The organism is Lysinibacillus sp. G1-3 (assembly GCF_056322905.1).
On the sequence record NZ_JBWHYQ010000004.1, the window covers coordinates 240,644 to 254,052 of the forward strand.

Here is a 13,409-nt window from a genome sequence, read left to right on the forward strand (position 1 = left end):
ATGAGAAGAAACGATAAAAAATATTATAATTTAACCCATCCACAAAAGAGAATATGGTATATAGATAAGATTAATACAGGAAATCCACTTCATAACATTGGTGGTTGTTTAAACATAAATAAAACTATAGATGTGGATAGAATGCAAAAAACTATAAACCTTATAATACAAAATAATAAAGGACTAAGGTTAAGATTTCAGGAAATAGAGGGGCAAGCTACTCAACATGTTTATAAATTTAAAAAAGAAGAGATAGATTTTTTAGATTTTAGTGGTTGTGAAAGACCAAGAGAAGAACATCAGAAGTGGTCGGTTGAACAGTTCAAAAAAAGCTTTCATCTAGAAAATAACAAACTATATTATTTTGCTATATATAAGATAAGTGAAAATGAATATGGTATATTTTTGAAAATTCACCATATTATATCTGATGGATGGTCAATCAGCGTTATTCAAAACAAAATAATTGAAATATACGAAAAGTTGGAAAAAAGTGAACATCAATCTTTTGAAGAATGTTACTCATATATTGACTATATAGAAGAAGAAACAGAATACTTTAACTCGAAAAGATTCATAAAAAATAGGGAATTTTGGATGGAAAGGTTAAGTAATGTCCCAGAAGATTCTTTCTATAAAACCTCTAGTAGTTTAGAAGGGGAAAGAAATATTTTTCATATTGATAAGGAATTATCCAAAAGAATACATGATTTTAATGATAGAAATAAATATTCTTTAAATACCTTTTTCATGATGGCTGTATTTATCTATCTCAATAAAGTTACATATAAAAAAGATATAGTTATAGGGACACCGGTATTTAATAGAACTAATTATAAGCAAAAAAATATTGTTGGTATGTTCACAAGTACAGTCCCTTTCAGATTTGAGTTAAATGAAGACACTTCAACCTCAATTTTACTTAAATCAATGAATAGAGAGATAAAAAGATGTTTATTAAATCAAAAATACCCCTATGATATTTTGGTTAAAGATTTGAATGTAAGTCAAATGGGATATGACAGTTTGTTTAAAATATGTGTGAATTATTATAATTCTAAGAATATTAAGGAATTAGGAGGTAAAGATGTTAAAGTTGAAGAGTATTATTGTGGAGCGCAGATCTATTCACTCCAGTTGACGGTTAAAGAATGGGAAGATGAGAAGATAACTTTGAATTTCGATTATAAAAAAGCGGAATATTCAAACTTGGTAATCAGAAAAATGTATGAATCTATAATTAATATTACAAATCAAATATTATTAAATGAAGACATAAAAATTAAAGATATTAAACTTCTGAGTGAAGAAGAAATTAATAATAAAATATTTAAATCAAACTCAACAGTAGCTTATTACCCAAAGAAAACGGTATATGAGTTATTTGAGGAGCAAGTAGTGAAAAATCCAAATAAAATAGCCTTAGAGTTTAATGAAAAAAATGTAACATATAAAGAACTTAACGAAAAAGCGAATCAATTAGCAAATTACTTAAGAGAAAAAGGCATTAATAGACAATCAATTGTTGCAATTATGGAAACACATTCAATCGAACTGGTTGTAAGTATTTTAGCGGTTCTAAAAGTTGGAGGAGCTTATTTACCAATAGATCCTTCTTACCCCATGGAAAGAATAAATTATATGCTGCAAGATTCAAAAAGCGTTATGTTATTAACAAATTTAAATATTGCCAGTGAAATAAGCTACGAAGGAACATTAACCAACATAAAAAATGTAAATTTAGATTTATATAATAAGAGTAACTCAACAAAAATAAATGAAATAACTGATTTAGCTTACATTATATATACCTCAGGTTCTACTGGAAAGCCAAAAGGAGTAATGGTTGAACATAAAGGGCTAACAAATTATATATGGTGGGCTAACAAAACATACTTGAAGGATAATGAGGATGTCATGGCATTATATTCTTCAATTTCCTTTGATTTAACAGTAACGTCTATTTTTACTCCATTAATCTCTGGTCATAAAATAATAATTTATGATAATAATGATACAGAATTTATTTTATATAAAATATTAAGAGAAGATAAAGTAACAGTGGTAAAACTAACCCCAATTCATTTAACTTTACTAAAAGATATGGATAATAGTAATTCAAGAATAAAAAGATTTATTGTCGGGGGAGCGGATTTAAAAGTAAATCTATCTAAAGAAATTCATAATAGTTTTAACGGAAAGATAGAAATTTACAATGAATATGGTCCTACAGAAACTGTAGTTGGATGCATGATTTATAAATACGATAAAGATAAAGATAAAGGATTATCAGTCCCGATAGGATATCCGGCAGATAACGTTCAGATTTACATATTAGATAAAAATTTGAGTGTGGTTCCAGATGGATTAATCGGAGAAGTTTATATATCAGGAGATGGAGTAGCTAGAGGTTATTTAAATAAAGAAGAGCTAACTAATGAAATGTTTTTGGGAAATCCGTTTCTTAAAGGAAAGAGAATGTATAAAACTGGGGATACAGCAAAATACTTAGAGCAGGGGCTTATAGAATATGTTGGTAGAATAGATAATCAAATTAAAATAAGAGGACATCGTATTGAGCTTAGTGAGATTGAAAAACATTTATTTTCGAATGCAGCTGTAAAAGATGGTGTTGTAATATTTAAAGAAGATAAGGTTGGAAACGAGATTTTAAATGCTTATGTAGTAGCTGGAAATGACGTTAATGAGACAGAACTTAAAATCTGGCTTTTGAAATTTTTACCTAAATATATGGTACCAACTCACTTTATTTTTATGGAGTCATTACCTTTTACATTAAATGGTAAAATTGATTATGAATTACTTCCTGATCCAATAATAGAAAAAAAAGATTTTATAGCTCCTAGAACTGATCCTGAAAAGGAATTAGTAAGAGCTATAGAAAATGTATTAGATTTAGACAATGTCAGTGTGATTGACAATTATCACCAAATTGGTGGTGATTCAGTTAAGGCAATACTAATAACTTCAAAGCTTAAAAATGTTGGATTAGATGTTAAGGTGAAAGATATTTTAACTTATGATTCTATTGAGGAAATAGCAGCTACTATAGGTTTTACTAAAACAGTTGATTTTATAAATCAAGAAAATGCAGAAGGATATATTAATAGTACACCTATTACACAATGGTTCTTTAGTAAAGGATTTTCTAATGAAGACCTGTATAATCAATATGTTCTTTTAGAATTAAATAAAAAATTAGATGTTGGCATAGTATATAGAGCTGTAGAAAAATTAATCGAACATCATGATAGTTTAAGAATAAATTATGATAGGGAGCTTGGTAAGTTATATTACAATAATATACATTTGAGAAGTAAAGCTGCTGTTAAACACATTGAGTTGTCTGAAAATTCTATATATAAAGAAAGGTCTTTAATAGAAAAAGCTAATATTCACTTTGATATAGAAAGAAGCCTTTTATTTAATGTAACTATTTTTAGCTTTGGCAATGATAAACAAACCTTATTGTTTACTGCTCATCATTTAATCGTTGATGGGGTTTCATGGAGAATAATACTTAATGATTTTCTAGATATTGTTAGTCAATTGCTAAATAGACAGGATATAGATTTGCCTATGAAAACGCACTCCTTGAAAGATTGGGGAGATCGATTGGGGGAATATAGTAAAAAAGTTTCTATAGAAGAGAAAGATTATTGGAACTCTATTTTAAATAAGAACTTTACTTTTCCAACAGATTTTAATAAAGGTAATGATATAGCGGAATCATTAGAAGTTTTTACCAGAGAAATAGATAAAGATACATTAAATGTTTTAGTGAAAGATGTTAATAAAATTTACAGTATAGATCTTAATGAAACTCTAATAATTACTTTAATTATTACATTGAAAAAATTAACAAAAAGCAGAGAAGTTATTATAGAACTTGAAAGACACGGAAGAGAGGTTATAGATGATACTATCGACGTATCTAGAACTTTAGGATGGTTTACAAGTATGTACCCTGCATATTTCAGCTTAGAAGAGATGGATATCGATAATAGTATAAAATCTATAAAAGAACAGTTAAGAAGCATACCAAACAAAGGATTTAATTACAGTATTATTAAATATATAAAAAATGATTTGATAAAATCAGACGGAAAATTCATAAGGTTCAATTATTTAGGAGATTTTGACAACGTTATAAAAAACGAAAACATCCAATTAAATAGAATTGACTTTGGACTAGAGAATGCTAAATTAAATGAACTAACAGCGTTAATAGATTTTGAAGCCATTGTAATAAATAAAAAACTTAAACTCACTATTAAATATAGTACTAGTAGATTTAATAATGATACTATGGAGACCTTTATGAATATATATATAAATACATTAATTCAAATTGTAGATAAATGTAGCAAAAAGGAGAATAAAGAATTCACACCATCAGATTTTGATACAGTAGTCATTACACAAGAGGATTTAGATTCATTGTTCGATTAATATAAATCAATCTAATTCTTATAAAATATTTATGTTAGATGTAAGGGGAAAATGAGGGAAATATATGAAGCTAATAAATAAAATGCTTATAATATTTAGTGTTTTTTTTAGTATGATATTCTCACCAACGATAGTATTAGCTAAGGATGATAATGAATTAATAGATTTATTAGATGAAGAAGAAGTTACAAAAATTGAAGAGATTATTCTGAAAAATATGGATAAAGGAAAAATCCCAGGATTATCCATAACCATAGCTAAGGATAATACAACCATTTACCAAGAAGGTTTTGGATACTCTGATATTGAGAATAGAACGCCAGTTACAGCTAATACATTGTTTGAATTAGGATCTACTAGTAAGGCTTTCACTGGACTCGGGATTTTAAAATTAGAGGAAGATGGATTAATAAAGCTTGATGATGAAGTAAATAAATATATACCATGGTTTAAGGTCAACTATAGAGGTAAAGAGACGAAAGTAACAATAGAACAACTATTACATCATACTAGTGGAATACCATTTAGGACAATAGATAAAATTCCAATTTCAAATGAAGAAAACGCGATAGAAGAAACTGTTAAAACACTTATTAATATAGAACTTGATAGTAAACCAGGAGAAGAATTCCAATATGCAACAATAAACTATGATGTACTAGGATTAATAATAGAAGCGGTTTCAGGAGAAAATTATGAAAATTACATGAAAGAAAATGTATTGAAACCATTAGGGCTAAATCATACTTATTTATTTAGAAATGATGAGAATAATATTGATATAGCGACAGGATATAAATTAGGCTTTTTAAAGCCAAGAAGTTATGAGGCACCTGTTTATAGAGGAAACAAGCCAGCTGGATATATTATATCTAGTGGTGAAGATATGGCGAAGTGGCTTAATGCTCAGATGGAAATTAAACTAAATAATCTTATTAAAAAGTCACAAGAACCAAATAGGACTATTCCTCCCTTGGGAGATGGTTCATCATATGCAGCAGGATGGGAAGTATATCAAATCGGAGGAGGAGAAATATCTCATGGTGGAAGTAATCCAAATTACTCGTCTTTTATAATATTTAAACCTAATGAAAGAATTGGAGTTGCGGTTCTTAGCAATATTAATTCAAATTATATTACAGAAATTGGTTTGGAGATTAGCGAATTATTAAACGGCAAAGAATATTACAACAAAGAAATAAAGGATTTTAATAAGAGTTTAGATACTATTTCATTAATTATTATAATTTTTACAGGTTTGATTATAATAAGTACTTTGTTTTTTATTACTAAATTGGTTAGAGAAATAATGATAAAAGATCGAAGTTTTAAGAAGTTATCTCTAAATAGATTTTTGAAGATGTTTATTTCTTTCGTATTTATTTTAGGAGTATCTTATTGCATATATCTAGTTCCGTATATTTTCTATGATGGAGTGTCGTGGGGTTTTGTATTTATATGGCTTCCGAATAGTATAAAAGTCGCTCTATATTTATTGTTTATAAGTATTTGGATAGTATATATATATGCTTTATTAACAAATATTTATATTAAAAAAAATGGTAAATCAATATTAATATTAGCCTTATTAAGTATTGCTAGTGGATTTGGAAATGCTCTTATAATTTTCACTATTAATATGGCTATATCTAGCAGTAATGAAATGAAACTTAAATTAATAATATATTTTATTTTAGGGATAATTCTATATGTATATGGTCAAAGAGTTCTTAGAAAAAAGCTAATAGAAATAACAAATCAAATAGTATATTCAAAAAGATTGGTAATTGTTGAACATATATTGAATGCACCTTATAACAAATTTGAACAAATAGAAGAAGGAAGATTACAATCTACATTAAATAATGATACTGAAACGGTTAGCAGATTTATAAATATTTTCATTGGTGGGATTACTGGTACTGTTACCCTTGTATGTTGTTTTTTATATTTAAGTTTTATAAATATCTATGTTTTATTATTATCAGGGTTAATTATATTATTGATTTCAAGTATCTACTATTTAGTTGGCAAATATGCGAATAGAATTGGTGAAGAAACTAGAGATATCCAAAGTATATTTTTTAAATTTATAAATGATTTAATTAGTGGATTTAAAGAATTAAGTCTTAGTAGAGTAAAAAGAGATCAATTTAAAGAAGATATGGAAGATAGCTGTTATCAATATAAAGTTAAAAGAGGACAATCTTCACTCGCATTTGCAGAAATGTTTGTCATAGGTGAGTTATTATTTACCCTTGCAATAGGATCCATAGCGTTAATTATTCCATTAATTTTAAAGGATTTAGAGAACGGTAATATATCAAGTTATATTTTTATACTTCTATATATGGTAGGACCGATTCATGGAATATTAGACACGATACCTAATGCTATAGAAGCTAGAATTAGTTTAAAGAGAATTAATGGGCTAATTACTGAACTTTCAGATTCAACGTACGAGGAATCTGATGAAAATAATATTGCTATAAAAGATAGTTTTAGTCTTAAATTATGTGATATAGAGTATGAATATGAAAAAAAAGATGAAAAGGGTTTTATGATTGGACCAATAAATTATGAGTTTAAATCGGGTGAAATAATATTTATTACGGGAGGAAATGGTAGTGGAAAATCAACATTAGCTAAATTACTCTCGGGTCTATATATACCAACTAGAGGTTACATTACTTTAAATAATACTGTAATACAACAGACTACTTTAAGTGAAAACTATACTACTGTTTTCTCTGATTTCCATTTGTTTGAAAAACTTTATGGGATAGATTATAAAGATAAAACTGATAAAATACAAAAGTATTTAGAAATATTACAATTAGACAAGAAAGTACAAATAATTAATGGAAAATTTAGTACAACTAAATTATCAACTGGGCAAAAGAAGAGATTAGCATTATTAGTATGTTACTTAGAAGATAAACCTATTTATTTATTTGACGAATGGGCGGCAGATCAAGATCCAGAGTTTAGATTATTCTTCTACAACACTCTTTTACCAGAACTTAAATATAGAGGGAAGTGTATAATAGCAATTACACATGATGATAATTATTTCAATGTTGCTGATAAGTTTATAAAAATGGATATGGGAAAGATAATGCAGAAAATAAATTAATCGGAGGAAAAAAATGGATTTTTCGAAAAAATTTAAGGAATTCCCAATAATAGAAACTGAAAAAGTACATTTAAGAAAATTAAGAGTGGATGATGCTACTGCTTTAGTAAATTATTATTCCAATGAAAATGTACATCGTTATCTTGATTGGAATGGACCAGAAACAGTAGAAAGAAGTTATGAAATTATAAAGTTATGGAATGAGGGATATGAAAAAGGGTGGATTATTCGTTTTGCAATTGCTGATAAAGATACAGATGAAATTATCGGTACAATCTTTTTAAGTGAATTTGAAGGGAAACGCGCTGAAATTGGTTTTGAATTATCAGAAAAATATTGGCGTCGTGGTATTATGTCTGAAGCCATACATGAAGTTTTATTGTTAGGTTTTAATCAGTTAAATTTAGTTAGGATTCAGGCCTTTGTTTGTAATGAAAATATTGCCTCTAAGGAAATATTAAAAAAATTTCAATTTAAAGAAGAAGGTTATTTAAGACAGTTTGAATGTCATAATGTAACAGGAGAGTGTAAAGATATGGTGATTTATAGTCTGTTAAAGACAGAGTTTTAAAAATAATATATATTTCGACTAGAATTTTCGTGGTCAATATATATGTTTGACCTTTATATAATTTATTGTGCAACGCTAGTAAAATATTTTAGAAAATTTAGTTTAATTTGTATGTAAGTATATGGTAGTTTATGTTATATTGTATAAGAATATCCCAAGAGTTATAATTCGGAATATTCGTTCTAAAAGTAAAGGATTAAATTCATTACCTAATTGAAATGCATGAAATCACCATAACGTACAATAGAAAAATAAAAAACTCCCTTCTAGGTTTGAAATGTTGCTAACCGCTAACTAACAATGAATGTAACAAATGAAGAAAGGTATGAGCTACAAACATTAATAGTCATGGGAGTTAGAAGTCGGTCGTTATATGAAATGTGTATTAAATATATCTAATTCCCCATATTAATTGACAGTAGATAGTACAGTTGATTTAACAAGGTCTATAGAGGAAGGTGAAAGAGATTATGAGCAAAATTGGAGTTATAGGTGCAGGTGTAATGGGGGTCGGGGTTGCACAAAAATTTGCACAACATGGTCATGAAATTGTTCTTGTTGATATTAATGAAGCCATTTTGAAGAGCTCTCAAAATAAGATAATAAACAATATTAAATTTTTTAATATGTTCAATAGGGAGAACATTATAGAAATAGAAGAAGTATTAACTAAAATTAATTTTACTACTGATATTTATAGTTTAACAGATGTTGATTTTATTATTGAGAATGTTCCAGAAGTCACTTGTATAAAAAAAGAAGTTTATGAAAATTTGGAGAAAATTTGTAAACAAGAGTGTATATATTTAGTCAATACTTCATGTATATCTATAACTAAAATAGGTTCTTTCACAAAGAGAGCAGATAGGGTAATTGGAACACATTTTATGAATCCTGTTCCTGTAAAAAAAGCAGTTGAAGTTATTAGAGGATTTCATACGTCAGAGGAAACTATAGAAAAATTAAAAAAGTTATTGGATAGTGTTGGAAAAGAATGTATTTTAGTTAATGATTTTCCAGGTTTTGTATCGAATAGAATTTCACATCTATATATGAATGAGGCTGCCTATGTAGTTCAAGATTGTGTTGCTTCACCAGAGGATGTAGATGCTATTTTTAAAAAATGTTTTGAGCATAAGATGGGGCCATTAGAAACAGCAGACTTAATAGGATTAGATACAGTAGTAAACTCGTTAGAAATACTATACGAAAGTTATCAAGATCCAAAATTTAAATGTTGTCCATTATTGAAGAAAATGGTTGATGCCGGATTTAAAGGAAGAAAAAGTGGGCAAGGATTTTATGAATATTAGAATCCAATAAATAGGGAGGATTCGTGTTATAAAGATTGCATGGGCAAACTTACTGGAAACTACTGGGTGAATCTTGTTTTTTTTTGTGCAAGGTAAAGCCCTATCATTTCACTTTTTCTAAAGAGCTTGAAGATAATCTTCAAACGTAGAACAATTTAAAGGATACGTTGTTCATTGATCGATTTTTTGCATGAGTCCACTTAGCTAATCATGCATTTTAGGAGGTGTAGAAGCAAGACTACCCAAAGTTGTCCACTTATTTACAAAAACAGATACAAGTTGTCGAAGTGGTACTGTGCCATCTAGCGGACTGACAGAATGGCTTAATATGGCACTAATAAAGGTCGTCTATTTCAAGAGTAGTTCAAATTGATGCAAAACCAATTAGGCACCTTAACAGATCAGATAATCGGAGAAAGTAAGCTCGGAAAATGAATACTATAGTTTTGGCTCCAAAATAGATGACATAACGAATGTATAGCTATTTTTCAGCTCACACATCATGAACCTCAATGCCAATTAATTAAGGTGGTCTCTTACTTGCGTGAAAACTCTTCGGACATAACAAGGATTGAAACAGGTTTCTAAGTATAGAAGGAAAGCACGATCCATCTTTTTCATGTCATACTGCAGTTAAATCGATAAAACTAATCTTTTTAAGCTTTTTCACTTTTTGCGTAAAGAGTAAGTGAATTTAGGATGTGAACCAAATGAAGGAAGACCGTTATTGTCTCGTAGAGGTAACCTAATTAATAACAGAGCACGGAAAAGTTAGCGAAAAACTTAATAAATGAAAATATATAAATTAATAAAAAATAATAGAATAGACAAAACTAGATGTAATATGTGGTGAACTTCACATTGAGATATCGATGTTTAGAGGGAGAGAGAAAATGGAAAACAAAGAGAAAATAAGAAAATATTTAGGGCGATTCTTTAGAAAACATGTTATAGAGGATGACGAGGATATTTTTGATTTAGGGTTCGTAAATTCACTTTTTGCTATGCAACTAGTTATGTTTATAGAAAAAGAATTTGGAGTGGTTATTGGCAATGAAGATTTAGATTTACAAAACTTCAGAACTATTAATTCAATAGTAAAACTTATAGAGAATAAGATAACTAAAGAATATTACTAGTTAGTATGAATTTCAGATGCAAAAAATATAAACCATTATATATAAGAATCGATAGTATTCAACACTATTGGAGAGAATCCTTAATTTGAAAATCGCTTCAGTAATCGAAAGAAAAAAATTAGATTCTAGCAAACTTTAATGTAAATATATATAAGGTATAGAAAAAAATATCTTTGTTGATAAAAAACGGTTCAATCAAATTTATATATTAACCTAAAGAGGGTGAAATACAATATGGATCTAGGCTTAAGTGAAAAATACAGTGATTTTAAACAAGAAATTAGGAGTTTTGTTGATAGTGAAATAGTACCTAATGCAAAAAAATATGATAGAGAGCAACTATTACCTAGAGATTTAATCAATAAGTTAGTGGATAAAGGATATTTGTCTGCTATGATTCCGCAAAGATATGGTGGAAAAGAACTTGATAACGTTAGTATTGCTATTTTGAATGAAGAGATAGGAAGGGGATGTTCTTCCACTAGAAGTTTACTTACAGTTCATGGTATGTGTACGCTAGGAATATTAAGATGGGGAAGTAATGAATTAAAAGATAAATATTTATATGATTTAGTTCAGGGCAGGAAAATAGGGGCGTTTGCGCTAACAGAGCCAGAAGTAGGTAGTAATGCAAAAGCAATTAATACTACAGCAAAGCTATCTGGGGATTTTTATATACTAAACGGGGAAAAAAAATGGATCACGATGGCTCAAATAGCAGATGTATTTATTCTTTTTGCAAAATTTGATGGTGTACCAACAGCATTTGTAGTTGATAGAACAACACAAGGTATTACTATAGAACCGACTAATGATTTATTAGGATGTAGGGCGTCTATGATAGGTACAATAAAACTTGATAATTGTAGAATTCCTAAGGGGAATATGGTTGGAGGAGTCGGTACTGGATTATCACATGTAGCATTAACATGTTTAGATTATGGTAGATTTACAATTGCATGTGGTTGTGTAGGGATAGCACAAGCATGTTTAGAAGAAAGTATTGAGTATTCGAAAATCAGAGAACAATTCGGTTCATATTTAAAGGATAATCAGTTAATCCAGAAGATGATAACGGAAATGTTAGTTAAAACTAAATCAGCAAGACTATTGTGCTATAATGCTGCGATTTTAAAAGATAATTTAGAACCGGATTCAATTATGGAAACTTGGAATGCAAAATATTTTGCTTCTACAATGTTAATGCAAATTGTATCAGATGCAGTTCAGATACATGGTGGAAACGGTGTATCTCCGAATTATAACATTGAAAGATATTATAGAGATGCAAAAATAAATGAAATAATAGAAGGAACATCTCAAATTCATGAAATATTAATCGCCAAGAATGCCTATAAAGTATATTGAATATAGGATTAGATTATAGTGAGGAGAGTTTTTATGGAAAAAAGAAAAATAAAATGTTTAGTTTGGGATTTAGATAATACCTTATGGGAGGGTGTCTTAATCGAGGATAGTAATGTTAAATTAAGAGACAATATAATTAATATAATAAAGCAGTTAGATGCTAGAGGGATACTACAATCAGTTTGTAGCAAAAATGATTTCAACTTGGCTTGGAATAAGTTAAAGGAATTTAATCTTTCTGAGTATTTTATTTATCCAGAAATTAATTGGAACCCAAAATCTAGTGGAATACGTAAAATAGTCAAAAATATAAATATAGGCATGGATACTATAGCTTTTATAGACGATCAGGCATTTGAAAGAGAAGAAGTTAATTTTAAGCTACCAGAGGTTTTATGTTTAGATGAAAGTGCAATAGATACTTTATTAGATATGGATGAAATGAATCCTAATTTTATTACGGAGGATTCTAAAAATAGAAGATTACTTTATATGAATGATATTAAAAGAGATAGGGATGGAGAAGTTTTCCAAGGTACACCAGAAGAGTTTTTAAGGACACTAAATCTTGAATTAACAATAAGAAAAGTTCAGGAAGATGATTTAAAGAGAGCTGAGGAACTAACTGTTAGAACACATCAGCTTAATGCAACAGGATATACATATAACTATGAGGAATTAGAGAAACTTAGTAAATCTGATAATTATGAGGTTCTTATAGCTCAATTAGAGGATAAGTATGGTGATTATGGAAAGATCGGGTTGGCATTGATTGAGAAAAAAGATTCATTATGGATAGTAAAGTTGTTGTTGATGTCTTGTCGTGTAGTTTCAAGGGGAGTGGGAAGTATTATGCTTAACTTCATTATGAATAAAGCTAAAAGTGAAAATGTTAAATTAATAGCAGAATTTCTCCCAACTGATAGAAATAGAATAATGTATATAACTTATAAGTTTAATGGTTTTAATGAAATGAGTAATGAAGATGGAAAGATATTATTTGATGCAGATTTAACTAATGTTAAATCTATGCCAGAATATGTGAAGTTGATAACCGTGTAAAATATTACTTCTAATTGCTTAACTATCTATATTATACAGTTAATCTAGAGGATGCATTTTATAAAATCTATGTTAAAATATAAACTTTTTTATAATTAGGAACCTCTCTTGGACGAGAGATTATAATGCACAAGTGTAATAAATATTGCTTTTTCTAAAAAAATCTCCGAGACCTAATTTATAGCTAGATTTATATTATTATGACAATCACTTGACCGGGTGAATTTTAGTCCCTTTATTAGTTTACCAACGAAACTAAGACGCATTTTAAATGTTTTAATAGATGAACTGAACGTATTATCCTGAATATTTATATCTTCTGTTGATTAGGTCAATTGCGAAGTATT

Annotated in this window: 7 protein-coding genes; all 7 read left to right on the forward strand. The window is 28.4% G+C overall.

The genetic code is table 11. The features are described 5' to 3' along the window. The 7 genes from ACVYAD_RS05955 (at position 1) to ACVYAD_RS05985 (ending at position 13,062) form a co-directional block, all read left to right on the forward strand. The gene (locus ACVYAD_RS05955) at positions 1-4,473 is read left to right on the forward strand and encodes an amino acid adenylation domain-containing protein (RefSeq protein ID WP_476425230.1); all 4,473 of its coding nucleotides are present in this window, start codon (positions 1-3) and stop codon (positions 4,471-4,473) included. A gap of 64 nt (positions 4,474-4,537) precedes the next feature. Further along, positions 4,538-7,609 (forward strand): cyclic peptide export ABC transporter, encoded by a 3,072-nt coding sequence (locus ACVYAD_RS05960; RefSeq protein WP_476425231.1) that lies wholly within the window; start codon positions 4,538-4,540, stop codon positions 7,607-7,609. Positions 7,610-7,622: 13 nt separating this feature from the next. After that, positions 7,623-8,180 (forward strand): GNAT family N-acetyltransferase, encoded by a 558-nt coding sequence (locus ACVYAD_RS05965; RefSeq protein WP_476425232.1) that lies wholly within the window; start codon positions 7,623-7,625, stop codon positions 8,178-8,180. Between the two features lie 470 nt (positions 8,181-8,650). Beyond that, complete coding sequence (locus ACVYAD_RS05970) at positions 8,651-9,493, forward strand: 3-hydroxyacyl-CoA dehydrogenase family protein (protein ID WP_476425234.1); 843 nt, start codon at positions 8,651-8,653, stop codon at positions 9,491-9,493. 893 nt (positions 9,494-10,386) lie between these two features. Next, positions 10,387-10,632, forward strand: coding sequence for an acyl carrier protein (locus tag ACVYAD_RS05975; RefSeq protein ID WP_476425235.1), 246 nt, complete (start codon positions 10,387-10,389; stop codon positions 10,630-10,632). A gap of 234 nt (positions 10,633-10,866) precedes the next feature. Further along, positions 10,867-12,000: an acyl-CoA dehydrogenase family protein gene (locus ACVYAD_RS05980; RefSeq protein ID WP_476425237.1), complete on the forward strand. Its 1,134-nt coding sequence runs from the start codon at positions 10,867-10,869 to the stop codon at positions 11,998-12,000. 33 nt (positions 12,001-12,033) lie between these two features. Further along, entirely contained in the window at positions 12,034-13,062 is a 1,029-nt protein-coding gene (locus ACVYAD_RS05985) for an HAD-IIIC family phosphatase (protein ID WP_476425239.1), read from the forward strand. Positions 13,063-13,409 lie beyond the last annotated feature (347 nt).

Coding starts and splice junctions, on each gene's coding strand:
- ACVYAD_RS05955 (WP_476425230.1), top strand. CDS start 1: ATGAGAAGAAACGATAAAAAATATTATAATTTAACCCATCCACAAAAG.
- ACVYAD_RS05960 (WP_476425231.1), top strand. CDS start 4,538: ATGAAGCTAATAAATAAAATGCTTATAATATTTAGTGTTTTTTTTAGT.
- ACVYAD_RS05965 (WP_476425232.1), top strand. CDS start 7,623: ATGGATTTTTCGAAAAAATTTAAGGAATTCCCAATAATAGAAACTGAA.
- ACVYAD_RS05970 (WP_476425234.1), top strand. CDS start 8,651: ATGAGCAAAATTGGAGTTATAGGTGCAGGTGTAATGGGGGTCGGGGTT.
- ACVYAD_RS05975 (WP_476425235.1), top strand. CDS start 10,387: ATGGAAAACAAAGAGAAAATAAGAAAATATTTAGGGCGATTCTTTAGA.
- ACVYAD_RS05980 (WP_476425237.1), top strand. CDS start 10,867: ATGGATCTAGGCTTAAGTGAAAAATACAGTGATTTTAAACAAGAAATT.
- ACVYAD_RS05985 (WP_476425239.1), top strand. CDS start 12,034: ATGGAAAAAAGAAAAATAAAATGTTTAGTTTGGGATTTAGATAATACC.